Annotated in this window: 27 protein-coding genes and 2 pseudogenes; 22 read left to right on the top strand and 7 right to left on the bottom strand. The window is 35.8% G+C overall.

Features of this window, described 5'->3' with window-relative positions; genetic code table 11:
- The 6 genes and pseudogenes from ACEN3Z_RS07910 to nrdG all read left to right on the top strand — a co-directional run.
- Positions 1–116 (top strand): annotated as a pseudogene (locus tag ACEN3Z_RS07910) (IS30 family transposase); the annotation flags it as partial.
- 85 nt (positions 117–201) lie between these two features.
- Entirely contained in the window at positions 202–963 is a 762-nt protein-coding gene (locus tag ACEN3Z_RS07905) for a MerR family transcriptional regulator (protein ID WP_407090427.1), read from the top strand.
- Positions 964–1,045: 82 nt separating this feature from the next.
- Positions 1,046–1,882, top strand: coding sequence for a hypothetical protein (locus ACEN3Z_RS07900; RefSeq protein ID WP_407090426.1), 837 nt, complete (start codon positions 1,046–1,048; stop codon positions 1,880–1,882).
- Between the two features lie 90 nt (positions 1,883–1,972).
- Complete coding sequence (locus ACEN3Z_RS07895; RefSeq protein ID WP_407090425.1) at positions 1,973–2,404, top strand: VOC family protein; 432 nt, start codon at positions 1,973–1,975, stop codon at positions 2,402–2,404.
- 392 nt (positions 2,405–2,796) lie between these two features.
- Positions 2,797–5,028, top strand: a complete 2,232-nt coding sequence (gene nrdD, locus ACEN3Z_RS07890; RefSeq protein WP_407090424.1) for an anaerobic ribonucleoside-triphosphate reductase — start codon at positions 2,797–2,799, stop codon at positions 5,026–5,028.
- The gene (gene nrdG, locus ACEN3Z_RS07885) at positions 5,025–5,597 is read left to right on the top strand and encodes an anaerobic ribonucleoside-triphosphate reductase activating protein (protein WP_407090423.1); all 573 of its coding nucleotides are present in this window, start codon (positions 5,025–5,027) and stop codon (positions 5,595–5,597) included. Before nrdD ends, nrdG begins: the two co-directional genes overlap by 4 nt.
- A gap of 47 nt (positions 5,598–5,644) precedes the next feature.
- Here the strand turns inward: nrdG and ACEN3Z_RS07880 are convergent, their stop codons facing one another.
- The gene (locus ACEN3Z_RS07880; RefSeq protein WP_407090422.1) at positions 5,645–6,328 is read right to left on the bottom strand and encodes a YggS family pyridoxal phosphate-dependent enzyme; all 684 of its coding nucleotides are present in this window, start codon (positions 6,326–6,328) and stop codon (positions 5,645–5,647) included.
- 337 nt (positions 6,329–6,665) lie between these two features.
- Between ACEN3Z_RS07880 and ACEN3Z_RS07875 the strand changes: the two genes are divergently transcribed.
- From ACEN3Z_RS07875 to ACEN3Z_RS07850, 6 genes are all read left to right on the top strand, one after another.
- Entirely contained in the window at positions 6,666–7,097 is a 432-nt protein-coding gene (locus ACEN3Z_RS07875; protein WP_407090421.1) for a MarR family winged helix-turn-helix transcriptional regulator, read from the top strand.
- A gap of 14 nt (positions 7,098–7,111) precedes the next feature.
- Positions 7,112–8,077, top strand: coding sequence for a VOC family protein (locus ACEN3Z_RS07870; RefSeq protein ID WP_407090420.1), 966 nt, complete (start codon positions 7,112–7,114; stop codon positions 8,075–8,077).
- Between the two features lie 48 nt (positions 8,078–8,125).
- Positions 8,126–8,305, top strand: coding sequence for a VOC family protein (locus ACEN3Z_RS07865; RefSeq protein ID WP_407090419.1), 180 nt, complete (start codon positions 8,126–8,128; stop codon positions 8,303–8,305).
- A gap of 142 nt (positions 8,306–8,447) precedes the next feature.
- Positions 8,448–9,017: a VOC family protein gene (locus ACEN3Z_RS07860; protein WP_407090418.1), complete on the top strand. Its 570-nt coding sequence runs from the start codon at positions 8,448–8,450 to the stop codon at positions 9,015–9,017.
- Between the two features lie 9 nt (positions 9,018–9,026).
- On the top strand, positions 9,027–9,641 hold the full coding sequence (locus tag ACEN3Z_RS07855) for a flavin reductase family protein (RefSeq protein WP_407090417.1): 615 nt from the start codon (positions 9,027–9,029) through the stop codon (positions 9,639–9,641).
- A 15-nt stretch (positions 9,642–9,656) separates the two neighbouring features.
- A complete protein-coding gene (locus ACEN3Z_RS07850; RefSeq protein WP_407090416.1) occupies positions 9,657–10,262 on the top strand; it encodes an alpha/beta hydrolase in 606 nt (201 codons plus the stop codon).
- A 33-nt stretch (positions 10,263–10,295) separates the two neighbouring features.
- Here the strand turns inward: ACEN3Z_RS07850 and ACEN3Z_RS07845 are convergent, their stop codons facing one another.
- Positions 10,296–10,979 carry a TIGR02206 family membrane protein gene (locus tag ACEN3Z_RS07845; RefSeq protein WP_407090415.1) on the bottom strand — a complete coding sequence of 228 codons (684 nt, stop codon included), beginning with the start codon at positions 10,977–10,979 and terminating at the stop codon, positions 10,296–10,298.
- 162 nt (positions 10,980–11,141) lie between these two features.
- Between ACEN3Z_RS07845 and ACEN3Z_RS07840 the strand changes: the two genes are divergently transcribed.
- Entirely contained in the window at positions 11,142–11,507 is a 366-nt protein-coding gene (locus tag ACEN3Z_RS07840; protein WP_407090414.1) for a DUF1622 domain-containing protein, read from the top strand.
- 87 nt (positions 11,508–11,594) lie between these two features.
- On the opposite strand, the gene ACEN3Z_RS07835 is transcribed toward ACEN3Z_RS07840, so the two are convergent.
- Both ACEN3Z_RS07835 and ACEN3Z_RS07830 read right to left on the bottom strand, forming a co-directional pair.
- The gene (locus tag ACEN3Z_RS07835) at positions 11,595–12,041 is read right to left on the bottom strand and encodes a VOC family protein (RefSeq protein ID WP_407090413.1); all 447 of its coding nucleotides are present in this window, start codon (positions 12,039–12,041) and stop codon (positions 11,595–11,597) included.
- Positions 12,042–13,238: a M20 family metallopeptidase gene (locus ACEN3Z_RS07830; RefSeq protein ID WP_407090412.1), complete on the bottom strand. Its 1,197-nt coding sequence runs from the start codon at positions 13,236–13,238 to the stop codon at positions 12,042–12,044. It lies immediately after the preceding gene.
- 375 nt (positions 13,239–13,613) lie between these two features.
- On the opposite strand from ACEN3Z_RS07830, the gene gcvT reads away from it, so the two are divergent.
- The 7 genes from gcvT (at position 13,614) to ACEN3Z_RS07795 (ending at position 20,813) form a co-directional block, all read left to right on the top strand.
- On the top strand, positions 13,614–14,729 hold the full coding sequence (gcvT, locus tag ACEN3Z_RS07825) for a glycine cleavage system aminomethyltransferase GcvT (RefSeq protein WP_407090411.1): 1,116 nt from the start codon (positions 13,614–13,616) through the stop codon (positions 14,727–14,729).
- Between the two features lie 14 nt (positions 14,730–14,743).
- Positions 14,744–15,124, top strand: coding sequence for a glycine cleavage system protein GcvH (gene gcvH / locus ACEN3Z_RS07820; protein ID WP_138404015.1), 381 nt, complete (start codon positions 14,744–14,746; stop codon positions 15,122–15,124).
- Positions 15,125–15,180: 56 nt separating this feature from the next.
- Positions 15,181–16,536 carry an aminomethyl-transferring glycine dehydrogenase subunit GcvPA gene (gcvPA, locus tag ACEN3Z_RS07815; protein WP_407090410.1) on the top strand — a complete coding sequence of 452 codons (1,356 nt, stop codon included), beginning with the start codon at positions 15,181–15,183 and terminating at the stop codon, positions 16,534–16,536.
- On the top strand, positions 16,529–18,001 hold the full coding sequence (gene gcvPB / locus ACEN3Z_RS07810) for an aminomethyl-transferring glycine dehydrogenase subunit GcvPB (protein ID WP_407090409.1): 1,473 nt from the start codon (positions 16,529–16,531) through the stop codon (positions 17,999–18,001). The genes gcvPA and gcvPB overlap by 8 nt, the downstream gene beginning before the upstream one ends.
- 217 nt (positions 18,002–18,218) lie before the next feature.
- Entirely contained in the window at positions 18,219–18,740 is a 522-nt protein-coding gene (locus tag ACEN3Z_RS07805; RefSeq protein WP_407090408.1) for a GNAT family N-acetyltransferase, read from the top strand.
- 13 nt (positions 18,741–18,753) lie between these two features.
- Complete coding sequence (locus ACEN3Z_RS07800; RefSeq protein ID WP_407090407.1) at positions 18,754–19,392, top strand: DsbA family protein; 639 nt, start codon at positions 18,754–18,756, stop codon at positions 19,390–19,392.
- Between the two features lie 32 nt (positions 19,393–19,424).
- Entirely contained in the window at positions 19,425–20,813 is a 1,389-nt protein-coding gene (locus ACEN3Z_RS07795) for a L,D-transpeptidase family protein (RefSeq protein ID WP_407090406.1), read from the top strand.
- Between the two features lie 74 nt (positions 20,814–20,887).
- Here ACEN3Z_RS07795 and ACEN3Z_RS07790 read toward each other — a convergent pair whose 3' ends face one another.
- Positions 20,888–21,985: an FUSC family protein gene (locus ACEN3Z_RS07790; protein WP_407090405.1), complete on the bottom strand. Its 1,098-nt coding sequence runs from the start codon at positions 21,983–21,985 to the stop codon at positions 20,888–20,890.
- A 234-nt stretch (positions 21,986–22,219) separates the two neighbouring features.
- Positions 22,220–23,206, bottom strand: coding sequence for a tryptophan--tRNA ligase (gene trpS, locus ACEN3Z_RS07785; protein ID WP_138404022.1), 987 nt, complete (start codon positions 23,204–23,206; stop codon positions 22,220–22,222).
- 376 nt (positions 23,207–23,582) lie between these two features.
- Between trpS and spxA the strand changes: the two genes are divergently transcribed.
- Together spxA and ACEN3Z_RS07775 are read left to right on the top strand one after the other, a co-directional pair.
- On the top strand, positions 23,583–23,981 hold the full coding sequence (gene spxA, locus ACEN3Z_RS07780; RefSeq protein WP_138404023.1) for a transcriptional regulator SpxA: 399 nt from the start codon (positions 23,583–23,585) through the stop codon (positions 23,979–23,981).
- A gap of 168 nt (positions 23,982–24,149) precedes the next feature.
- Entirely contained in the window at positions 24,150–24,842 is a 693-nt protein-coding gene (locus tag ACEN3Z_RS07775; RefSeq protein ID WP_407090404.1) for an adaptor protein MecA, read from the top strand.
- A gap of 94 nt (positions 24,843–24,936) precedes the next feature.
- On the opposite strand, the pseudogene ACEN3Z_RS07770 reads toward ACEN3Z_RS07775, so the two are convergent.
- Positions 24,937–25,052 (bottom strand): annotated as a pseudogene (locus tag ACEN3Z_RS07770) (IS30 family transposase); the annotation flags it as partial.

The raw sequence follows: 25,052 nt of genomic DNA, 5'->3' as shown, positions 1-25,052 counted from the left end.
TGTCATCGATTGCACACAAACGGAACACGATTCCACGGAAATCCTTACACTACCGAACACCGTTGGAAGTATTTTTGAGTTACTTAGATGAAGCAGTTTTGTCTAGCTTAATTTGACAAATCAAAATTTTAGAAAATATTATATAAAATGGCTTGACCTTGACGTAACGTTAAGGTGTAATCTGTATGAAGAGGTGAGGAAATGAGTTATTCAATTGGAGAATTAGCAAAACTAGCCGGGATTAGCACAAGGACTTTGCGTCATTATGATGCGATTGATTTATTAAAACCAGCTTATATCGACGAGAATGGTTACCGAATTTATAGTGAAAACGAAGTGAAAATGCTACAACAAATAATGTTTTACCGAGAATTTGGCATCACATTGGAGGAAATTCATGCGATTGTTAATTCTTCAGAATTTGATCGTCTTAAAGCGTTGGAAACACATTACCAACACCTCAAATCGGAAAAAGAACGTATTAGTCAATTGATGAATACAGTCGAAAACACAATTAAAATATACAAGGAGGACTTAACAATGTCTAAAAAAGAATTTGAAGGCTTTAAAAAACAACAAATTAAAGCTAATGAAGAAAAATATGGTGAAGAAATCAGAGAAAAATACGGTGATGATGTCATTAATTCATCAAATAAAAAATTCGGAAATTTAACGCAAGAACAGTACGAACATATTGAAAAGCTTAATGAAGAAATCAGTGAAGCTTTAGTAAATGCCGTACCAGAAGGGAAACCTGAAAGTGCAGAAGGGCAACGAGTTGCTGAATTACATAAAGAATGGCTAATCATGGTTTGGCCAGATGATCTATACTCTGAAGAAGCACACATTAGCCTAGTTCAAATGTATACACAAGATGAGCGTTTCAAGAAATACTATGAAGATATTACTGAAGGCGCAACGGATTACTTATACGAAGCAATCAAGGTATTTTACAATAAATAAGCGAAGACCGTAAATATTTAGAAAAATCGAGGCCTATGCTATACTTGTCTAAAGTAACAATCTGAAGTGAGGATGGATAGAGATGAGTCATAGAAATAAAGGGTTTTTAGTAGCGATGTTATTCGCGATGCTATTTAACCCAATAAGCATAGCAGCATCAGAAAGTAGTTCTAGTACAAGTGATGAAGAACTGGAACAAGTAGAATTAAGTGAAGAGGATAAGGTGAATTATATTCGCTGGTTTGGAGCCTATGACGATCTGCCCCAAATACCTTTAGATGAATTAAAGTCTACGTTTGAGACGTTCATTTCCGAAGGTTCAACCGACATGACTAAAGAAGAAGTCATTGAATTAGCGGGTGAGCCTGCCGAAACATTTGACGCAGGTGCAAGTGAATTCTTATTGTATTATTCAATGAATGATGAAGAATCAGCTATTCTATATGCACAAATATTCTCAGAAAAAAAGGCTGCGGAAGCAAGTAGTGGACAGGCAGATTCGACAGAATCTGTTGAAAGTACAGAAACAGAAGAGGAATTCGCTGCGCCTTATTTAACAGAAGTGAATTTATTGTTAGTGAATGAGACGGCCTTTGAGCCATTAAACATTACTTTAGAAGAAATTGAAACTTGGCAAGATTCAGAGAGTGACAATCGTGAGTTTACTACATTTGAAGAGTTACAGGAATTAATTGGTGAGCCATCAGAGATAACTTATCGATTCGAAGATGAAAGTTGGCTGTATGCTTGGATTCGAAATAGTGGTGAAACTGACTCAATAGATTATGTCATGAATGAAGTCGATGCTGACGGGAATATTGTGGAACTCAATACGATTGAAGAAAGCGAAGAGAACAGCGAGAGTGTCGAGATTTCTAGCCTAGATGAATCTAACAACACTGACGAAACAGCTGAATAAGCAGTTTGAACTAATTACCGCTTAGGTTTACAACAATCATTGTGTAGGCCTAAGCGTTTTTTAAAATAAATAAATAAGGGAGTCATGAATATGAATCGAATTAACTTAGTTGCTTTAGGTGTCAAGGATATTGGTAAGGCAATGAAATTTTATAAAGAAATTGGCTTTAAAACCTATGAAGAGGCTGACAACCCACCGATTGTATTTTTTGATAATGATGGGACAAAACTAGAATTATTTTCACTGAAAGCCTTAGCCAAAGAAATAAATCCAACCAACCCTCCAGTCATTAATACAGGTTTTAGTGGGATCACTTTAGCAATCAACTTTAAAACTAAAGTTGAAGTGGATGAATTTGTTAAACTGGTTGAGTCTGCTGGTGGGCCGATCGCGAAATATCCTGAACCTACGGATTGGGGCGGGTATAGTGGCTACTTCCAAGATATTGACGGTTATTATTGGGAAGTTGCATATGGCGATAGCTGGAAGTTCGATGAAAATAATATGCTAGTCATAGAATAATAAGTGTTGAATGAAGGAGCTGTGGTTGCAGCTCTTTTTTTGTTGGGAAAATGTGTAAACCTGCATTCGAATTCAATTCGAGTCCTAGATTACGACTAAACACGCAATCGGAAAAATCCGAGTACTCGATTCCAGCTATATACTGGTCCTATAAACGTGGACAACTAGAGACATGTCCGATTCATTCGTGGACTAAGTTCATTTCTGTCATTATCATCGTAGACAGAATTTTATTGCACAAAAAAATATCATCTCCAAGCCTTTCACATCGCAGTTACTTACAATTTTAAATAAATAATATTTATGAAAACGTTAAAAACTCCTCGACTAACACAATATATGTGCTATTATTATTAAGTGAACACAATATATTGTGTTGGAGGAGGATGGAAATGGAGCAAACATTTAAAGGTATTAAGGAAAATAAAACAAATACAATCGTCATCAAACGAGATGGGCGAGTTGTAAACTTTAATCCGAATAAGATAAAAGCAGCGATTAACAAAGCATTTACTCATGTATATTCAAGCGAGGATGCTGAAATATCGGTATTGGTTAAAGACATCGTCACAAAACTATCTACTAGATATGGTCAAGAATTGACGATTAATCAAATACAGCGAGTAACAGAAGAGGTACTAGTGGCCTCTGAATACAACGAAGTTGCCCAAGCTTACATTAGCTACCGGGTACAAAGAGAACAAGAACGCATGTTATCTGTCGATATCAATGAAAGTATTAAAGCCCTAACTGCAAAAGAAAGTACACTAGTGAATGAGAATGCGAATAAAGATAGTCGTGTCTTTAATACACAAAGAGATTTGACTGCAGGTGTCACGGCTAAAGCAATTGGGTTAAAAATGCTTCCTCCTCATGTAGCTAACGCTCATGTAAAAGGACAAATTCACTACCATGATTTGGACTATCAACCATATGCACCGATGACAAATTGTAGTTTGATTGATTTTGAAACAATGTTTAATGAAGGATTTACAATAGGAAATGCCCAAGTCGAGTCACCCCAATCGATCCAAACGGCTACGGCACAAATGGCTCAAATCATTGCCAACGTTGCAAGTAGTCAGTACGGAGGAACTAGTGCAAACCGAATTGATGAGATTTTAGCTCCTTATGCAGAGAAAAATTATCATAAGAATTTAAAGATGGCGCATGAGTGGATTGAAGATGAGGATAAACAAAAAGCATTTGCGATGAGTAAGACGAAAAAAGATATTTATGATGCGATGCAAAGTTTGGAATATGAAATTAATACACTTTATACTTCTCAAGGACAAACGCCTTTTACGACACTTGGCTTTGGTCTAGGGACTTCATGGATTGAAAGGGAAATCCAATTTGCCATTTTGAAAGTTAGATTAGAGGGCTTGGGTAGCGAGAAAAGAACTGCCATTTTCCCTAAACTTGTCTTTACTCTAAGAGACGGAGTGAACTTAAAAGAAGCAGATCCGAATTATGACATCAAACAGTTAGCAATTGAATGTACTGCTAAACGAATGTACCCGGATGTTCTAATGCATGACAAATTAGTTGAATTAACAGGCAGCTTTAAAGTGCCAATGGGGTGCCGCTCATTTCTGCAAGGATGGAAAGATGACAATGGAAATGAAGTCAATGACGGTCGTATGAACTTAGGGGTTGTCACATTAAATTTACCGAGAATAGCGATTGAATCTAGCGAGAACAAAGAGCAATTTTGGTCAATATTAGAGGAAAGACTCGATATTATGACTGACGCTTTAGTATATCGCGTTGAAAGAGTGAAGGAAGCTTTACCAGAGAATGCCCCCATCTTATATCAATATGGAGCATTTGGTGAACGATTGAATGAAGACGAATCCGTTGATAAATTATTTAAAAACAAACGCGCAACAGTATCACTAGGCTATATAGGTCTATATGAAGTGGCAACTGCTTTTTATAGTCCCGATTGGGAAGGGAATAAAGAAGCTAAAGATTTTACACTAGAAGTAATTAAAACTCTTAAAGCCAAGGCAGACGAGCTAGGTGAACAGTACGGCTATCACTTCAGTGTGTACAGCACTCCTTCAGAGAGTTTAACAGACCGATTCTGTCGGATGGATAAAGAACGATTTGGATTGATTCCTAGTATTACCGATAAAGATTATTATACGAATTCTTTCCATTATGATGTCAGAAAAAATCCAACCCCCTTTGAGAAAATAGAATTCGAAAAAGACTATCCACAATACTGTAGTGGCGGGTTTATTCATTACTGTGAGTATCCGAATATGCGCCAAAATTTAAAAGCGTTAGAAACAGTTTGGGACTTTGCTTATGACAAGATTGGTTATTTAGGAACAAATACACCGATTGATCATTGTTATGAATGTGACTTTGATGGTGAATTTGAAGCGACCGAACGCGGTTTTAAATGCCCACAATGTGGCAATCAGAATCCTGACACCTCAGATGTAGTAAAGAGAACGTGTGGTTATTTAGGAAATCCACAGAAAAGACCCATGGTGCGTGGAAGACATAAAGAAATTAACGCACGGGTGAAACACATTCCCGATAGCATTTTGAAATTGAAACGCAATCAGAAAGCGAAATTAGCAAACGACTCAAGGAGCGTACTCGAATGAAAAATCCCAAACCAAAAGAATGGTTAGCTGAAGATTTAAGTCTAGGTAAGATTGCGGATTACAAACCGTATAATTTTGTGGATGGTGAAGGAGTCAGATGCAGCCTTTACGTCAGTGGCTGCCCCTTTGCCTGTATCGGTTGTTACAACCGTGTCGCACAAAACTTTAATTACGGTACACCTTATACGCAAGAACTAGAAGAGCGAATCATTGAAGACCTCGCTGCATCATACTGCCAAGGCTTAACATTACTAGGTGGAGAGCCTATGTTAAATACTAATATCGTAGTCCCTTTATGTAGATCAATCCGAGAAAAATACCAACAAACAAAAGATATTTGGTCATGGACGGGTTACACATGGGAAGAATTACTGTTGGAATCAGAGGATAAGTTAGAACTATTATCATTAATTGATGTGCTAGTCGATGGTCGTTTTGACATTAATAAAAAAGACCTCACAAGGCAATTCAGAGGCAGTACGAATCAACGCATTATCGATGTCCAAGAAAGTTTGGCTCAAGGAGAAGTTGTGCTTTGGACACAATCGAATGGACAACCATATTATTGATAAACAAAACAACAGTTCGAAAAAATCGGACTGTTGTTTTTTGTTTCTTATAAAGCATCTTTGAAAAAGGCAGTACCTACACGTATGAAAGTAGCTCCTTCTGAAACAGCGATGGGATAGTCTTGGCTCATGCCCATGCTAACTTCTGTACAAGGAGCATTTGTAAAGTTACTTTGTTCCACTTCAACTTGTAACTCTTTTAAAAAGCGGAAATATTCATGAATTTCCTCTTGGCTGGCATCAATAGGAGCCATTGTCATTAGGCCAATGATATTTAACTTATCATATGCTTCTAACTCTTTTAAAGTGTCAGCCAACGCGTCGGGTTGGAAACCAGATTTACTATCTTCACCACTCACATTAACTTGAATGAAACAGTTAACCGGCTGCTCAGCGCGTTTTTGAATTTCTTTTGCTAAAGAGAGACGGTCCAGAGAGTGGAGGTAATCAATATCATTAATAATCTTCTTCACTTGTCTCGTTTGTAAATTACCAATAAAATGCCATTGAATCTCGTCATTAATATCTGCTAAATTTTCATATTTCTTTAAGAATACATCGGGGCGATTCTCCCCAAAGTGTTTTACTCCAAGAGCGTGCAAATCACGCATCGTTTTTTCATCAACGGTCTTAGTGACTGCAACTACAGTAGGTTCATCGTTTCCAGCGGGTAGATGATTTTCAATCGTTTCTTGAATTACATTGATATTTGTTTTTAACGTTTGTTTCATTGTCACTTCGTTCACCAATCCTTTAATTATTCCTCTATTGAATTTATCAATAATGGTGGAGTGTGTCAATTTGAAGACATTCAAACGAATTCAAGAATAATCCTTGAATTGAACAAATATCCATGTTAGTATTATTTCGAAGTCGAGATAACACTTCATTGATCACTAATAAAAGTGAAAGACTTGACCTCTAAATTGATTCATGTTAATGTTAATTCGAAATCGAGATGTAAACATTTAAAGTAAAATTTTAAATGCTTTTGCTCGGTTATAATTATTAACTTATAATTCGAAAACGAGATAATAAAATATGAACAATCTTTTAGGAGGAGCAACAATGAACAGAACCGATGAATCATTAAAAGCATTTGTAGGGATCCAAAGAACAAGCGAAACTTTAGATAGAACAGTTAGAAATGACTCAAGAAAACACGGTCTAAACTTAAATGAGTTTGCCGTACTAGAATTATTATTGAATAAAGGGCCACAACCCATTCAACAAATAAAAGAGAAAATTCTAATTGCGAGCAGCAGTACTACTTACTTAATTGATAAATTATGTGAAAAGGGACTTGTTGAGCGAATTGTAAATGAACAAGATCGTCGTATCATTCGGGCCTCTTTAACACCTAGCGGGAAAGAGTTAATTGAACGCATCTTCCCATCGCATGCTGAATTGATTAGAGAATCATTTGATAAATTATCGGATGATGAACTCACACAACTACGGTTCTTATTGAAGAAAATGAACGGCATAGACAACAAATAAAGGAGCATTTTATTATGACGAACAATTTTGAACTTAAAGGAATTCACCACGTTACAGCGATTACGAATAGTGCTGAAAGAAACTATAAATTTATCACAGATATTTTAGGTATGCGTTTAGTTAAAAAGACAGTAAACCAAGATGATATCCAAACGTATCATACATTCTTTGCGGATGACATCGGATCACCAGGAACGGATTTAACATTCTTTGATTTTCCGAATATTCCTTCAGGAACTTATGGATCGAACTCAATTTCGCGTATTGGCTTACGTGTTCCTAACGATGCAGCATTAGAATACTACTTAAACCGTTTTGAAGAATTTGATGTAAAACACGGCGAAATTGAAGGTTTATTCGGTACGAAAGTTTTAGAATTTGAAGAAGAAGATGGGCAACGCTACCGTTTATTCTCAGATGAGAATAATGAAGGGGTAGAGGCTGGAACACCATGGCAAGATGGACCAGTACCAACAGATAAAGCTATCTACGGGCTTGGACCGATTGAAATTACTGTAAGTTATTTTGATGACTTCAAACAATTATTACAAGTAATCTATAATATGAAACCAATGATTGAAGAAGAAGAAGTTGCAGTCTTTGAAGTTGGTGAAGGTGGAAACGGTGGTCGTGTTATCTTACGTAAAGATGAGGAAACACCCGTTGGAATTCAAGGTTACGGAGAAGTTCACCACGTTTCATTTAGAGTTGAAGACCATGCAGCAATTAAATCATGGGAAGCAAAGTATAACCAAATCGGTGTTCGCCACTCTGGTTGGGTAGATCGTTTCTTCTTTGAAGCACTATATGCACGAATTGGCCATATCTTAATTGAAATCTCTACAGATGGACCAGGTTTCATGGGCGACGAACCATATGAAACATTAGGAGAAAAATTATCATTACCGCCATTCTTAGAAGAAAAACGTGACGAAATCGAAGCATCTGTACGTCCATTTGATACAACGCGCAATAAATAATAGCCAGGCGGCTTTGAAATCATTAATACAATATAAGGAGCTGATAATATGGAACCGGTGAAACATTTACACCATATTACTGCGATTGCAGGTCCCCCTCAAGAAAATTTACACTTTTATCGTGATGTTTTAGGCTTAAAATTAATTAAACAAACAGTTAATTTTGACGATGTAAATACATATCATTTCTATTTCTCAAATAAGGGAATGGATGATGGAACAATTTAACTTTCTTCCCATGGGATACGCGTAATCGTGGTGTCAAAGGTAGTGGAAAGTTGGAAGAATTGCTTTCTCAGTACCTAATGGGTCATTAGAACATTGGAAGAAACATTTAGAAACTCATGATGTGATTTTTGAAGAATCGAATATGTTTGGAAATCGTGGTATTATCTTTGAAGATCATCATACTTTACGCTTAGCAATCGTCGAAACTGATGAAGAGAATAATGATTCAGATATCTTAGGTTTCTACGGTGTGGAGTTACTATCAAGCCAACCAGAAGCAACAAGAGATACTTTACGGGACCAACTCGGTTTAGAGGAATTAGAAGCCACATTAGAATTCTTCCACTTAGAAACAGTGGGAGAACAACGTCATCACATTATTATACCTAAAGAAGCACTAGCGAGAGGTAGAGACGGTGTTGGAACAGTTCATCACGTGGCTTGGTCAATGGAAGACGATCTTAAACAACAAGAATGGCGTGAATACCTACAAGATGAAGGATTCCACGTGACAGATGTTAAGGACCGTAATTACTTTAAAGCAATGTACATGCGAGAAAAAGGCCATGTTCTACTCGAATATGCGACCGATGGTCCAGACTTTGCTGTCGATGAACCTTTAGATGCCTTAGGCCAAAAGCTCATGCTTCCAGAACAATATGAAAGCCAGCGAGAAGAAATCGAGAAAACTTTACCAAAAGTCGAATTATAGGAGGGGTTTATGCATTTTTTTAAAGCAGATAATATGTCCTCAAAGGACAATAAAAAGAAATTAGCAGGAACAATTATTCCAAGGCCGATTGCATTAGTGATGACGCAATCTGATGAAGTCATTAATATTGCACCTTTTAGTTACTTTAATATTGTTTCTAACAACCCACCTCTCATTTCGATTGCGATACAACGATCGAATGGTGAACTAAAAGACACTTCAAGAAATATTCTCGCAAAGAAAGAAGCGACGGTTCATGTTGTAGATGAGCGAATCGTAAACGATGCAAATGTAACATCAGCAACATTGCCTGCAGATGAGAGTGAGTTAAGTGTATCAAACTTTAACTTAATTGACTCAAAATTGATTGGTACACCAGGGATTAAAGAAGCCCTCGTCCGCTATGAGACACAGTTGTATAAAGCTGTTGAAATTACGGATGCATCAGGGTTAATCGTTGCGGATTTAATCATCCTAGAGGTGGTTGGTTTTCATCTTGCAGAAGAGATTTACGATGTTGACACAGGCTATATTATAGCAGACAAACTGAAACCTGTGAGTCGATTAGCCGGTGCGGAGTATGCCAAATTAGGTACGCAATTTGATTTAGTCCGACCAGATTAAAGGAGTTAATAATTTATGGAACATATCTTTAGAGAAGGAAAAGCAAACCATCCTGTATTCATTATGTTACATGGAACGGGTGGAAATGAAAAAAATTTACTACCCTTAGGTGAGATTTTAGATCCTGAGGCAGCAATCTTAGCCATCCGTGGAGATGTCGTAGAGAATGGCATGTTACGCTACTTTAAACGTAAAGAAGAAGGCGTATATGATGTTGAAGACTTAAATCAACGCGGAGAAGCTTTACATCAGTTTATCGTTGAATCGAGTAAAGAATATAACTTTAATTTAGATGATGCAGTCTTTGTTGGCTTTTCAAACGGATCAAACATTGCAATGAATATCTTATTAAGAGAAGACAGTCAAGTGAATAAAGGGGCACTCTTTGCACCAATGTATCCAGTGGACGTGTCTCATAATACAAAAGATATGAAAGATGTTTCAATTTTTTTATCAATGGGAGAAAATGATCCCATCGTTTCGTTAAATGATAGCGAGAATGTTGTTGATATCTTCGAGACACGCGGCGCAGAAGTCACAACGTTTTGGGTAAATTCCCATGAGTTAAATGGTGACACAGCTATGCAAGCAAAAGCTTGGTTAAATAAAGTTTTTAAATAATATAATAACAGAGGGACGAGATCATAATAGAACTCATCCCTCTGTTTGTTTGTGAATAAATTTGCTTTGAACTAAGTGAAATATCTGTTCAATAATAAAGAACAGCAAGATAGATACTAAAATTGAGCCCGGATAATAAAAGATATTAGGTACGGAAGAAAAGATGGGTTTATCTCTAAGATAAAAGTAATTACCATTAACAATTGGATTAAATAACGCCACGAAGACAAAGTATACTAAAAACAATAGAATGACACGCTTACGTGCGGATGCATAAACTTTATAGTTATAGGCAATCATACCGTAGAAGGGTAGTAGCAATGTAATAACATGATTCGTTAAAAAACTTACCCCTCTAGGATGCGTAATCGGTTCAATGTTTGATGGTACTAAGAAACTTAACCAAGCAAACACTGAGAAATAGGCAACGATCTTAAATAATTTTTCAGATTTAGTAAATAAGAAAATGATACCTAGAATGGTATTAATCCGACTAATGTGGAAGGGTAAGGATTCTTGTAATGTAAATTCACCGAGTAGGACATAAGAACCGTATAATAAAATTTGTTGAAGGATTGAAATAGTCACAATGTATTTTGAAATAGTATTGCGGTGGTCTCTAACATACGATTGATTCATAAATAAGAGGCAGGTAAAGAAAATTAAAACAGCAATATATAATAAATGATTCGGACCAAGAATTTGAATGTACTCCATGTTAGTTACTTACCTCGCTTTATAATATATTAGTTATAAAAAAATAGTTTAGTATGCATTCATTTTAAGAATCTCATTTCTTTTTGTCAAACTCATTTTTCATTTGTACTTTTAGATAGATATCGGTAAAATTAAATAAAAAGTATAAGGAGTTGTGAATCAGTGTTCCTAGAAGAATTGAGTCAAATTGTTAGCCCACCCATTATTCATATATTAGAATTAATCGGAATTTTTATTATTTTTTTCGGTAGTTTAAAGGTACTTTGGATTTTTATGAAATCTGGCTTTAACTTTCATGATAAGGCGATTACGATTACTTTAGGTGAAGTCCTCGCTTTGAGTTTACAGTTTAAACTTGGGGCAGAGGTTATTAAGACGGTCGTTATTCGAGATTTCCAAGAACTGATTGTATTAACCGTAGTTGTAATTCTAAGAATAGTTCTAAGTGTTGTCGTTCACTGGGAAGTAAAGAACGCGAATATGGAAGAACGCGATCGTTTAATGATCGATTCAGATAGTTTCGATTAATCAGCACTTATTATATACATACAAATACACCTTATTATTCAATATTCTTACTCATTTGAATAATAAGGTGTATTTATGTAAATGTTACTAATCTAAATTAAATTCATCTTTGAAAAATTCTTCGCGTTTTTCAAAACTAACTTCTTCGTGGATTTCATGTAACATCCAAATGTAATTTGCTTTGTCCAAGAACATTCCATTAGTTACACCCATCTCAGGCATATGCATAAGTTCTTGAATGACAGAAGCGCCATTATCAATTGCATTTTGGAAGGTATCTTTAATGTTAGGTACCATCACATTGAACCATAAAGTTTTAGGATCATCTTCTGTAGGTGCTAATAAATTATACTCAGCATTAGCATCTAAAAGATGGAAGCGAGTGCCGTATAAAGTAAACACTGCTTCGTTTAAACCTGTAGGGAAACTTGTTTTTTCAATGACTTCTAATGCATCAGCAAAGATTGCTTGATACATCTCAAGTGCTTTTAGTGAGTCTTCAACAACGAAATCAATCTCTACGCCTGTAATCATCTATTTGTTCTCGCTTTGATCATTACTGAAGTAATCAGCTACAACCGTCGCCATTGCACGGGCAGCAATCATCATTGAGCCTTCTTCGATATCGAATTTAGGATGGTGATGTGGGAAAGCTTCTTTATCTACTGGGGCTGCACCAACATAGAAGAAAGAACTTGGAACTTCTTTAGCGTAGTAAGCGAAGTCTTCTGATGGAGACATTGGTCCTACTTTAACAACTTCTGTAACATCTTCAAGATTAGCTTCAGATAAAACTGCACCAATGTGTTCTGTTAATTCTGGATCATTGTATAGAACAGGGTAGTCATTTGCGTAGTCAAGTTCGCAAGTGACGTTGTAAATAACTTCAAGACCCTTAATGATACGTTTTACTTCGTCTTCTATTTTTTTACGTACTTCTTCAGACATACCACGAACGTCACCTTCAAGGACTACTGAATCTTTAATAGCGTTGAACGACCCTTTACCGTCGAAAGAACCGATGGTTACAACACCTGTATCGAATGGACTTAAACGACGTGAAACAACTGTTTGTATCGCTGTAACAAAGTAACTAGCCGCAACAATCGCGTCATTCGCTTCGTGAGGACTTGAACCATGTCCACCAACACCTTGTACTTTAAGAACAAATTTCGCACGACCATTTTGTGCTTCACCTGGGACATAATGAATTTCTCCATATGGTTTGTTAGACATCACGTGGATACCAAAGGCATTATCAACACCGTCTAAGACACCATCTTTAATCATACCGATAGCCCCTCCTGGTGGAACTTCCTCAGCATCTTGATGAATTATAACAATCTTACCTTCGAACTCATCTTTTAATTCGATTAAAGCATCAGCTAAGATAAGTATGTAAGCAGTATGGGCATCATGACCACATGCATGCATCACACCTGGGTTTTTAGATGCAAAGGGTAAACCAGTGGCTTCTTCGATAGGTAGTGCATCAAAGTCAGCACGGATAGCTAACGTTTTACCTGGTTTACCAGAATCAATCGTTACTTTAACCCCGTGATTACCAACATTTGTTTGAACATCTACATCTTTATCTTTGTAAAAGTCCGCGATGTATTTAGAAGTATTCACTTCTTCAAAAGATAGTTCTGGATTTTCGTGTAAGTAGCGACGAATATCAATCATCTGATCTTTATTTTCTTCAATTTTTGCTAGTAATTTCTCTAACATTGTATGCCTCCTAAGGTTTTTCTTACTTTAATCATCTTATTCCTATTTCAGTATATTTTCAAGCTTTACCGCTTGTGTTTCCTTTATTGTTAGTCGATTAAAAATTGGCTATAATACAATTGAGAAACTGTAAAGACGGCTACTAAAAATTTACACACGAGATTTTAAAAACGCTTATACTACAGTAGGTTTTCTGAAAAAAATTAAGTTATAACGAACAATATGATTGTTTCATTAATGTTCGTGCGTAGAAGTATTGAAAGGTTTACTAGGTGCCTTATAATTAGAAAACAGACAGGGGTTTTATTTGATTCTAATATAAAGTATGTAGCTGACAATATAAAGGATGTAATAATACGATGGAGGTAGTTAAGAATGGCTGAAAAAAATTTAAAACAGACCCCACTTTTTGATTATTATGTTGAGAAAGGGTTAAAATTAACTGATTTTGGAGGCTGGGCACTGCCAATCCAATTCACAAAGATTCAAGAAGAACATGATGCGGTGCGTCAAACGGTTGGGATTTTTGAAGCTTCTCATATGGGGGAAATTTTAATTAAAGGTTCAAATGTGCTTGAATGGTTTAATCAAATCATCACGAACGATACACAAAGAATTTCATTAAACGACGCACAGTATACTGCCATCGTGAATGAGAATGGTTATACTTTAGATGATTTGATTTATTATTATGTTGCAGAGAATACATTATTTGTCACTCCCAATGCTGGAAATAAAGACAAAATTCTAGCATGGTTGAATGAGCATAATTCCGATAACACAGTCGAGATCGTCGATCAATCAGCAGAATACGGATTGATTGCGGTTCAAGGTCCAAATTCTGAAAAAGTATTAAAGGAAATTGTAGCACCTGAAGTGTTAGAATTAAATAATTTCCAAATGTTCAGTCAACAAACAATTGCGGGTGTTGATTCAGTGCGTATTTCTAAGACAGGTTACACAGGTGAATTGGGTTATGAATTATATATTCCATGGTCAGAGACAACCGAAGTTTGGGAGACGTTGCTTAACGTAGGTGAGTCTTATGGACTGAAAGAATGTGGTCTAGGAGCAAGAGACACCTTACGACTTGAAGCCGGTATGGCTTTATACGGCAATGATCTCAGCGAGGAAATTACACCGATTGAAGGTGGAATTGCTTTTGCAGTCGATTTAAATAAGGAGAACTTTATTGGTAAAGAAGCCCTTGAGACAGTGAAGAACGATCCGAATCGTTATATGTCTCGTGGCTTTGAACTGACTGGAAAAGGGATTGCTCGTCAAGGATATAAAGTCTATGAAACAGAAGAAAGTACGAAAGTCATTGGGGAAGTAACATCTGGAACAAAATCACCAACCTTTAAAAAAGCAATCGGTTTTGCACAAATTAGAAAACCATTTGCCAAAATAAACGATCGAATTTTTGTTGAGATTCGTAATAAACGTGTACCAGCGAAGATTACTAAAAAAGATTGGTTAAAAAATAAATAATTGGAGGAAGAAAAATGGATAAAAATACATTATTTTACACAGAAGATCACGAATGGGTTCAAGTATTAGATGACAATACTGTTCGTATCGGAATTACAGATTACGCTGTAGAACAATTAGGGGACATCGTTTATGTTGAAGTACCCGAGATGGATGAGGAATATGATCTAGAAGAAGCATTCGCAAACATTGAATCAGTGAAATCTACGTCAGAAATTTATGCACCAATTGCTGGGAAAGTAACTGCAGTGAATGAAACTTTAGAAGATGAACCTGAGAATGTTAACGAAGACCCTTATGAATTAGGGTGGATTTGTGAATTAACAAGTGAATCAGCTATTGATACATCTCATTTAATATCATTAGAACAATATACTGAATTTGTAGAAGATTAAGTTTATTTTCAATCCAGTAATCAGAATGAATGTTTAAATGTGAGAGGATGAATGAGTTGAAAAAATTTCGTTATTTACCTCATACAGAGGAAGACAGAGAAAAAATGTTAAATACCATTGGCGTTAAGTCAGTGGATGAATTATATGAAGACGTCCCAAAAGCAGTTAGAACCCAGGAAAGAATGGATCTACCTAAAGAGTTAAGTGAATTTGAACTACTTAAACACGCTCGTGAGCTAGCTAGTAAGAACACAAATGCTACACAGATGCCTTACTTTATTGGGGCAGGAACGTATGACCATTATATCCCTTCAATTGTCCAAGCGATCATATCTAGACAAGAATTTCTAACAGCATACGTTCCGTATCAGCCTGAAATTAGCCAAGGAGAGCTACAGGCTTTATTTGAGTGGCAATCTATGATTGCAGAGTTGACTCAGATGGAAGTGGCAAACTGTGGGATGTATGACGGATATAATGCTATTTCTGAAGCAGCGAATTTAGCAATAACTTCTGTAAGAAAATCATCAAAAATCTTAATATCTCAAGGGGTTAACCCACAAGGGATTGATGTCTTAAACACTTATGGCTTTGGTAAGGAATATGAAGTAGATGAAATTCCTTTAACAAATGATGTGACAGATACTGAAAAGCTTAAAGAGCAATTAGATGAGACTGTTGCTGCTGTCATTATTCAATACCCAAATTTCCTTGGATCTGTTGAAGATTTGAAAGAAATTGAAGAAGCAATGAGTGGTACAAAAGCATTACTTATTGTATCAGCAAATCCACTGGCTCTAGGTGCTCTAGAAGCGCCTGGTAAGTTAGGTGCAGATATTGTTGTTGGAGACGTACAACCATTTGGTATTCCAATGTCTTATGGTGGTCCTCACTGTGGATACTTTGCCACAACGAAGAAATTAATGCGTAAAATACCTAGTCGTATTGTCGGACAGACTAAAGATGAGAACGGCGAGCGTGGTTTTGTTATGACTTTAGCTACACGTGAACAACACATTCGTCGTGAGAAAGCGACAAGTAATTATAGTTCAAACCAAGCTTTATATGCTTTAGCTTCTGCCATAGCCATCTCTGCTTTAGGACGAGAAGGTATTGTTGAGATGGCAAAGCAAAATATTAATAAAGCTCATTATTTAAAAGACCAATTAGAAGCGCAAGGCTTCAAAGTTCTTAATCAAGTGCCTTTCTTCAATGAGTTTGTAATTCAATTAGAGCAACCTGTTAAAGAAGTTAACTTGGCATTACACCAACTAGGCTTTGTTGGTGGTTATGATGCGACTCGCTCAACAGGTATTGAGAATTCTTACTTATTATGTGCAACGGAGAAACGCTCGAAGTCAGAAATTGATGCTTTTGTATCGAGTTTAGTAGAGGTGACACGTCATGCTTAAAGAATATAATGAAATAATATTTGAAATTTCTCAACCTGGTCATATCAGTTATGATTTACCAGAGAACGATGTCCCAACGTATGATCTAACTAAAGATTTACCTAAATATTTAAATCGACAAGAAGTAGCAAAATTACCAGAAGTGTCAGAATTGCAACTGGTAAGACACTATACAGCCTTATCGAATAAAAACTTCGGTATTGAGTCTGGACCATATCCGCTTGGGTCATGTACGATGAAATATAACCCAAAAGTGAATGAGACGATTGCTGCTTTAGACGGATTCAGTCAAATTCACCCTCAACAAGAACCAGAGACAGCTCAAGGAGCCTTAGAATTATTGCATAACTTACAAGAATACCTTGCGGAAATTACAGGGATGGATCATATTTCTCTTCAACCTGCCGCTGGAGCTCATGGAGAATTAGCTGCAATATTGATGTTTAAAGCTTTTCATGAAGCGAACGGTGAAGGTGAGCAACGTAAGAATATTATTGTTCCAGACTCTGCTCATGGGACGAACCCTGCGACAGCAACGGTTGCTGGCTATGAAACGTTTGAAATCCCTTCAACTAAAGAAGGCATTATAGATATTGAAGCATTGAAACAAGTAGTCAATGAAGAGACGGCGGGTATTATGTTAACGAATCCTAATACAGCAGGTTTATATGAACGTGATATTCAAGAAATTGTAGACATTGTTCATGAAGTAGGTGGCTTAGCATATTACGATGGTGCTAATTCAAACGCGATTATGGGAATATCTAATCCAGGTGAAATGGGCTTTGATGCTGTTCACTTGAATTTACATAAGACCTTTACAGGACCTCACGGTGGTGGTGGTCCAGGATCAGGACCTATCGGTGTGAAAGCAAACTTAGAAGCTTTCTTACCTGTGCCTAGAATTGAAAAAGTAGACGAGCATTACATTATTAATTCTGACTATCCTCAAAGTATTGGTCGAATTAAAGGTAACTTTGGAAACTTTGGTGTGAATGTCCGTGCTTATTCTTATATTAGAACCATGGGTGCAGATGGTCTAACGCAAGTGTCTAAAGATGCCGTCTTGAATTCTAATTACTTGAAAGCACGTATTAAAGAATATTACGACGTTCCTTTTGCCCAACATTGTATGCATGAATTTGTTGTGAGTTGTAAACGACAAAAAGTTGAGCATAATGTCAATGCGAAAGATATTGGGAAACGTTTGTTAGACTATGGTATTCATTCACCAACGACATACTTCCCACTAATTGTAGAAGAATGTCTGATGATAGAACCGACTGAAACGGAATCAATCCGTGAATTAGACCAAATTGCAGATGCTTTTATTTCAATTTCAAAAGAAATTATGGAAGATCCAGAAATGGTTAAACAAGCACCACACTTAACATCAGTTAGAAGATTAGATGAGACAATCGCTGCGCGTAAGCCAGTGTTAACTTATCAAGCGAGTCTTCAATAATAAATAATAAAGTTTGACGGCAGATATTTATTTTCTGTCGTCTTTTTCATTTCAAAATATAAGCTAAAAAAATATATATTGAAATAATGGGACAAAAGAGCATAAAATCAAGCTTTATCATGGTATCGAAGCCAATACTATGGTAAATTAATTGATAAGTAGATTTAATTACTTAAACAAAATTAATGACGATGATTACATAATAAGAGGTGGATGGATGTCGATTCGATTAGCAACACAAAGTGATTTTGATATCATTATGGACAATTATAGAGTGATGACCGAATATCCGGGGCAAGTAGAGGCTGGGGCAGGTTGGGTACTTGGTATTTATCCTGATGAAACAATGATTCAAGAAGCGATTAATCTTAAACAATATTATGTTTTTGAACTAGAAGACAAAATCTGTGGTGGAATGATTATTAATGAAGCCTATACAGAAGGTTACGAAAAGGCAAACTGGCAAATACAAGCCGATGAAGGCGAATTCATATCGATACACGCTCTAGGTGTCATGCCTAATGCAAGAGGCAAAGGTATCGCAAAAGCATTAGTGCAATTTGCCCAAGCTTACGGGAATAAACGCAATTATAAAGCCATTCGCATTGATGTTTACGGAGTAAATAGAGCTGGGAAGAAATTATATCCAGCAACTGGCTTTGTTTTGGTTGATACCATTGAACTGTATTACGAAGATACAGGTTTAGCAGAATACTTAATGTATGAGTACATCATTTAGGAGGAATTTATTTATGGAAATTACTATTTGGTCGGATTTTGTTTGTCCTTTTTGCTACATTGCTGAGGAGCACTTAAACCGAGCTTTAAGTACTTTTTCTGAGAAGGACGATGTGACTATTGAATATAAAAGTTTTCAACTAGATCCAATGGGAACTTATCAACCTGAATTAAACTATTATGAAACCTTTGCGAAATTAAAAGGCATGCCAATGGATAAAGTCACACAAATGATGGACAGTGTCAAGAACATGGCAACTGAAGCTGGTTTAACAATGAATTATGACGATGCAAAGTACTCAAACACGTTAAAAGCTCACCGAGTCTTCCAGTATGCAAAAGAAGAAGGACGAGGGAACGATTATTTCCATCGTTTTTATCGAGCGCATTTCGTCGAAGGTTTGAATATAGAAGATAATGAAGTCATTGAAAAACTCAGTCAAGAACTAGAACTAAACTTAGCTGATGTTCAATCGATTCTTAATGATAGTCAAACTAATCATCAAAAAGTCCAAGATGATATTGCTACAGGGGGCTCGATTGGTGTTCAAGGGGTTCCATTCTTTGTGTTTAATAATAAATATGCTGTTTCAGGGGCTCAGCCAATTGAAGTTTTCAAAAATATCCTTGAACAAGTTGCAACTGAGTCATAAAATGAAGTATATATTTATAGGAGGTGGATGTATTGGAAAAAATTAGACAATTGCCTAAACGATATGTGATTACTGCCATCGTAGCTCTTTTAATTTTACTAATTTATTTTGTGGGTGCATTTTACTTTAAATCTCATTTTTTGCCTCGCTCTTATGCAGGACCAGTAGAAATTAGTCAAATGACACCACAACAAGCGACCGAAACGGTGGAGCAGAACCTTGAGTCAAAAACTTTGATTTTTAATGAAAATGAAAATAATATTGGCTACATCGAAATGAACCAAATTGGTATGTCTGCTGAAGTAGATGAACTTATGGGGCAAGCCATTCAAAATCAGAATGGCTGGAGTTGGCCAATTGCCTTCTTCAATGGCGATAAAGTCGTTAATATTCAAGATCAGATTCAAATTGATGAGAATATTGTAGCTGGCTTGGTTCCTAGTCTTGGAATTAAAAATGAAGAAAGAGAACCAACCGTTGATGCTCAATTAGTGAAGAATGCCAATGGTGAAATAAGTGTTTCAGAAGAAACATACGGAAACCAAGTTACTTCGGATAGTTTAGCTCAAGCGATTGTTCAGTCAGTGGGAACAGGAGCGGGGCAGTTAAATATCGAAGACGCCTATGTTAAACCAACAGAATTAACTGAAAGTGAGAGCTTGATTCAAAGAGCAGATATCATTGAACAAATGAAAAGTACATCTATTACATTGGAATTCGACGGAAACTCTGTTACAATCCCGCAAGGGCAAATTAACGCTTGGATTTATTTAGATGAGGATAATAACCCACAAGTGGATCAAGAAGCTGTGGAGGAATATATTCTTTCACTAAATGAACAATATGCAGGTTTATTCTTACCTCGTAATTTTAATAGTACTTATCAAGGAGAAGTTCAAGTACAACCTGGTACTTATGGTTGGTTTATCGATCGTTATGATGAAGCAGAGTTGATTGTTCAAGATATACATAACGGAGCTCAAGTCACTAGAGAACCTGTGATCGGTGGAAGTGGTTACGGTATGGGAGATTATGTCGGAGAGGATTATGTTGAAGTCGATATTGCTTATCAAATGATGTTTATTTACCGTGATGGACAACTCGTATTAGACACACCCATTGTTTCAGGAATCATTGGGGCAGAAACAGTTCCAGGCGCGTATCAAGTTTGGAATATGGAACAAGATACGAACTTAGTTGGCTACAATACAATTACTGAACAAGATTATGTTCAACCTGTGTCATATTGGATTGCTTTTGATGACCAAGCGCAAGGTATTCATGATGCCTCATGGCAGTCATCTTTCGGTGGGAATGCGTACCAAACAGCCGGATCACTTGGTTGTATTAATACGCCGCCCGGAATGATGGGGCAAGTATTTGAATTAGTTGAATATGGTATGCCAGTCATTATTTTTTAAATCTAGACTATAAAAAGAAATCGGGCTATCTTTAGTTCTCACTAAGGATAGCCCGATTTTTTGTTGTTATGTCATTATAGATGTTCGTTACCAAGTTGTTCATCTTCATCATGATACTCAATATAACGTTCTTTGTAGATACGTATAATGCTATTGAGTTTCACTAAAGACTCTTCATAATTATAAGTTGCTGATAAGATATGAATAACCCCATTACTATCATTATCATAGCTCGTATCGGCTTCCAGTTCATCCCAAGCTTGATCAAAGAATCGCTTCATAAATTCTAATTTAAAATCTTTTTGAGAATGAATAAAATTCACTTCTGATGCTGAAACTCGACCACTAAATTTAAGTAAAATTTGTTCGTGCCCAACCATTAATGTTTCAATGTGTTCGCGGAGCATTATTCTTAAATCTACTGGGAAACTTTGAAAGACGTGATCATTCGAATGAAGGGCATCAAGTAAATCAATGACTGATTTAGTTGTTTTAATCATTTGACGATAAATAACTAATCGTCTTGCTTTACCCATTCTCTCTGTCTTAGAGAATGTTACTTCATTATTCATTAAATCAAATAGAGTTGTTAGAGTAGAATATTCTTTTCTTGCCCATTGGATATCTCGATGTAGAATCGAGAAAGTGACATTCTTTCTGAGTGTCGCACGAATGAATATTAAAACTTCATTCGTCAAATTGACCAGAGTTGAGTAGAAAGGTTTGTCATGTTGCGGAGGGTAGACTAACCAATTAATAATGAAAGAAACAATCACCCCAATCGTTGTTTCTAACACACGGTATAGTGCAGCTAGATAATAATTGTCTGAAGTCGTTAACATTACTGCTACAAGTGTGATAACTGCTAATGTTAACACATCTGATAAGTTTAAGGCATTTAATACTGCAATCGTAACTACGGCAGCAATACCGATGGCTACAGGGTTACTCCCGATGGCAAAAAGCATGAAGACCGCAACGAGACCACCGATGATGTTACTTACTAATCGACGAGTAAACATGTCGAAAGATTTTCTTACTGATGGCATCGTTGTTGTAACTGCGGCAATCGCTGCAAGCGCTGCACTGTTATCAGGAATCAGTAGTATAGATAAATATGTCGCAAGTGAAATCGCTAGTCCTGTTTTTAAGACCCGCGCGCCAATTTTCATTTTTTTATTCTCCTAATGTAGATTTTAATTAACTTAATAGTACTTGATTTTCAGAAATATTCAAGATATAAGGTCCAATAATAATAGAGAATATTGTATTAAAGAACGATAGATTAGTAAAGGGTATTTGGACTACAATTAGATTACAAAAACAATAAATTTCTATAAATAAATACGCCCAGATTAATTCGCGTTAACTGGGCGCATAAATATGATAATGATTAAAAAATGTAATTAATAAGTTAAGCCAATTGTTTTTTCGACACGACTCAATGTAGACTCAGCGATAGCAGAAGCTCGTTTCGCTCCGTCTTGTAAGATATCGTCTAAATCTGAACTTGTTAATAGTGATTCATAACGTTCTTGGATAGGTTCTAGCGTTGAAACAACTAAGTCAGCTAGATCACCTTTGAAGTTACCATAGCCTTGGCAACTATAATCAGAAACGATTGAGTCAATAGATTTTCCACTGAAGCTTGCGTAGATTTGTAATAAGTTCGCTACAGCAGGTTGATTTTCTTTATCATAGTTCACTTCACCAATAGAATCCGTTACGGCACTCTTAATTTTCTTAGTGATTTGTTTTGGTGTATCTAACATAGATACAAATGATTTTGTATTTGTATCTGACTTACTCATCTTGCTTGTTGGATCTTGCAAGCTCATAATACGTCCGCCTTCTTCAGGTATAAGTGGTTCAGGTTTAACTAATAGATCATCATTATAGCGAGAATTAAAGCGGTCAACAAAGTTACGTGTTAATTCTAAATGTTGCTTTTGATCGTCTCCGACTGGAACAAAATTAGCATCATATAAGACAATATCTCCAACCATTAATGTTGGGTAAGCTAATAAACCAGCATTAACAGCTTCTTGCTTTCTAGCTTTATCTTTAAATTGAGTCATACGTTCTAACTCACCTAAACCAGTCATACATTGAATAATCCATGCCATTTGAGCATGAGCAGGGACATCAGATTGAACGAATAGAATCGCTTTTTTTGTATCAATACCAATGGCTAAGTATAAAGCAGCCAATTGACGTGTCATTTGTTTTAATATTTTTGGATCTTGTGGTACTGTGATGGCATGCTGATTAACGATAGAATAGATAGCGTCGTAAGAATCTTGTAAGTCAACAAAGCCTTTCATAGCACCAATATAATTACCAATTGTGGGGATTCCCGAAGGTTGCACTCCAGAAAAAACTTTTTCTTTCATAAAAATACCTCTTTTCAAATATTAAATATTTCTTAAATTATATTAGCATTATAACGTATTTATTGACAAAGAACAAAAATAAAAAATCTTAATGACCTGTAAATCTTAGTGTGTTAATGAATAATGACTTTGTGAATTAATGATGAATTCTTAATATAGTCTAAAGAGATGATTAGAAGTAAGATTGATTTTTTCATTTGAAAATGCTATACTATTAAACATAAAGCAATACAGATTGTGAAAACATACTTCATTAAAAGTATAACACTATTGTTTTTGTATCACTTTATTATTTCACAAAAGAGCTGCTAACGTACTAAACAGGAGCCGCAAAGTTTTAGCTAACTTTGTCAAAATTGAAAGGAGCAACTATATTATGGTTACTTTATACATCACTCCAAGCTGTACCTCATGTCGAAAAGCTCGCACATGGTTAGAAGAAAATGAAATTCCTTATGAGGAGCGTAATATTTTTACTGAACCATTATCAATCACAGAAATTAAGTCAATTTTACGAATGACAGAAAATGGGACAGAGGATATTGTTTCTACTCGTTCAAAAGCATATTCTGAATTAGATGTAGAATTAAGTGAGATTCCTTTAAATGATTTCTTCGAAATGATTCAAGAGCAACCTGGGCTGTTGCGTAGACCAATTATCATTGATGATAAAAGACTACAAATTGGATACAATGAAGATGAAATTCGTCGTTTCTTACCACGTGCAGTTCGTGCATTAGAATTACAAAAAGCACGCGCATTGGTTAACGAATAAAAACCATTTTTTATTATAACTATGACCGATTATTTATTAATCGGTTTTTTTGTCTTTTTTACTTGAAACATGACATTCTGATTGGTATGATAACGTAACACTAATGATTTGTGTATTGCTAGATTATTCGTATAATAGATGTAAGAAGATCTAAGGAGGTGTACGGATATGGAAATGGAACACATTAATGAAAATTTAATTAAAGTGTCAATTAGACAGGAAGACTTGGAAGAGCGAGGAATTGATTTCCTAGATTTAGTTGGTGATCAAAAGACGATTGAAAGATTTTTCTACTCAATTTTAGAAGAGGTAGATGTTGATAAGCACTTTCAGGAATCAGAAGCTGTCACTTTCCAAGTAATGCCTAATAAAGAAGGTTTGGAATTATATATAAGCCGAACAAATTTTGATGAAATGGATGAAATATGGGAAGATGAATTAACTAAACATCTCATAGAGCGTAAACGAGAAATGAATGAAAATGAATCAAATGAAGATGATAATAAAAAAGAGAAGACAATCTTAGATTTATTTGAAAATGAAGAGAGTATTCAAGAAACTGAAGATGTAAAATCAGTTGAAGGTGAAATTATTAAATTTGCTGACTTAGAGGATTTTCTTAAGTTATCGAGAGAAGTAACCACTGATTTGATTCGTGCAGACTTTTATCATATGAATTCAAATTATTACTTAGTCATTAACTATGTTGATTCTTCAATTGTTGAAGAATACGCGTACAACAAACTTTTAACTATGTTTGAGTATGGTGAAAAAGTCAAAGTAACTGAAGCAATCCTTCAAGAACATGGAGACATGTTACGAAGCAAGGATGCATTGAAGTATTTTGGAGAAAATTTCTGATAATATTTATAAGAGCCAATGGAAAATTTCCGTTGGCTCTTTTTTAATGAAATTGTAATAATGGAAAAGCCTCTTTTTTATGTATTTTGATTTGTCAAATTAAGCTAGACAAAACTGCTTCATCTAAGTAACTCAAAAATACTTCCAACGGTGTTCGGTAGTGTAAGGATTTCCGTGGAATCGTGTTCCGTTTGTGTGCAATCGATGACA

It is taken from the genome of Ruoffia sp. FAM 26254, assembly GCF_045528545.1.
Taxonomy (GTDB): domain Bacteria; phylum Bacillota; class Bacilli; order Lactobacillales; family Aerococcaceae; genus Ruoffia; species Ruoffia halotolerans.
Note: the sequence above shows the minus strand (reverse complement) of the source record. Positions and strands in the feature narration are given on the sequence as shown.

Coding starts and splice junctions, on each gene's coding strand:
- ACEN3Z_RS07905 (WP_407090427.1), top strand. CDS start 202: ATGAGTTATTCAATTGGAGAATTAGCAAAACTAGCCGGGATTAGCACA.
- ACEN3Z_RS07900 (WP_407090426.1), top strand. CDS start 1,046: ATGAGTCATAGAAATAAAGGGTTTTTAGTAGCGATGTTATTCGCGATG.
- ACEN3Z_RS07895 (WP_407090425.1), top strand. CDS start 1,973: ATGAATCGAATTAACTTAGTTGCTTTAGGTGTCAAGGATATTGGTAAG.
- nrdD (WP_407090424.1), top strand. CDS start 2,797: ATGGAGCAAACATTTAAAGGTATTAAGGAAAATAAAACAAATACAATC.
- nrdG (WP_407090423.1), top strand. CDS start 5,025: ATGAAAAATCCCAAACCAAAAGAATGGTTAGCTGAAGATTTAAGTCTA.
- ACEN3Z_RS07880 (WP_407090422.1), bottom strand. CDS start 6,328: ATGAAACAAACGTTAAAAACAAATATCAATGTAATTCAAGAAACGATT.
- ACEN3Z_RS07875 (WP_407090421.1), top strand. CDS start 6,666: ATGAACAGAACCGATGAATCATTAAAAGCATTTGTAGGGATCCAAAGA.
- ACEN3Z_RS07870 (WP_407090420.1), top strand. CDS start 7,112: ATGACGAACAATTTTGAACTTAAAGGAATTCACCACGTTACAGCGATT.
- ACEN3Z_RS07865 (WP_407090419.1), top strand. CDS start 8,126: ATGGAACCGGTGAAACATTTACACCATATTACTGCGATTGCAGGTCCC.
- ACEN3Z_RS07860 (WP_407090418.1), top strand. CDS start 8,448: ATGTTTGGAAATCGTGGTATTATCTTTGAAGATCATCATACTTTACGC.
- ACEN3Z_RS07855 (WP_407090417.1), top strand. CDS start 9,027: ATGCATTTTTTTAAAGCAGATAATATGTCCTCAAAGGACAATAAAAAG.
- ACEN3Z_RS07850 (WP_407090416.1), top strand. CDS start 9,657: ATGGAACATATCTTTAGAGAAGGAAAAGCAAACCATCCTGTATTCATT.
- ACEN3Z_RS07845 (WP_407090415.1), bottom strand. CDS start 10,979: ATGGAGTACATTCAAATTCTTGGTCCGAATCATTTATTATATATTGCT.
- ACEN3Z_RS07835 (WP_407090413.1), bottom strand. CDS start 12,041: ATGATTACAGGCGTAGAGATTGATTTCGTTGTTGAAGACTCACTAAAA.
- ACEN3Z_RS07830 (WP_407090412.1), bottom strand. CDS start 13,238: ATGTTAGAGAAATTACTAGCAAAAATTGAAGAAAATAAAGATCAGATG.
- gcvT (WP_407090411.1), top strand. CDS start 13,614: ATGGCTGAAAAAAATTTAAAACAGACCCCACTTTTTGATTATTATGTT.
- gcvH (WP_138404015.1), top strand. CDS start 14,744: ATGGATAAAAATACATTATTTTACACAGAAGATCACGAATGGGTTCAA.
- gcvPB (WP_407090409.1), top strand. CDS start 16,529: ATGCTTAAAGAATATAATGAAATAATATTTGAAATTTCTCAACCTGGT.
- ACEN3Z_RS07805 (WP_407090408.1), top strand. CDS start 18,219: ATGTCGATTCGATTAGCAACACAAAGTGATTTTGATATCATTATGGAC.
- ACEN3Z_RS07800 (WP_407090407.1), top strand. CDS start 18,754: ATGGAAATTACTATTTGGTCGGATTTTGTTTGTCCTTTTTGCTACATT.
- ACEN3Z_RS07790 (WP_407090405.1), bottom strand. CDS start 21,985: ATGAAAATTGGCGCGCGGGTCTTAAAAACAGGACTAGCGATTTCACTT.
- trpS (WP_138404022.1), bottom strand. CDS start 23,206: ATGAAAGAAAAAGTTTTTTCTGGAGTGCAACCTTCGGGAATCCCCACA.
- spxA (WP_138404023.1), top strand. CDS start 23,583: ATGGTTACTTTATACATCACTCCAAGCTGTACCTCATGTCGAAAAGCT.
- ACEN3Z_RS07775 (WP_407090404.1), top strand. CDS start 24,150: ATGGAAATGGAACACATTAATGAAAATTTAATTAAAGTGTCAATTAGA.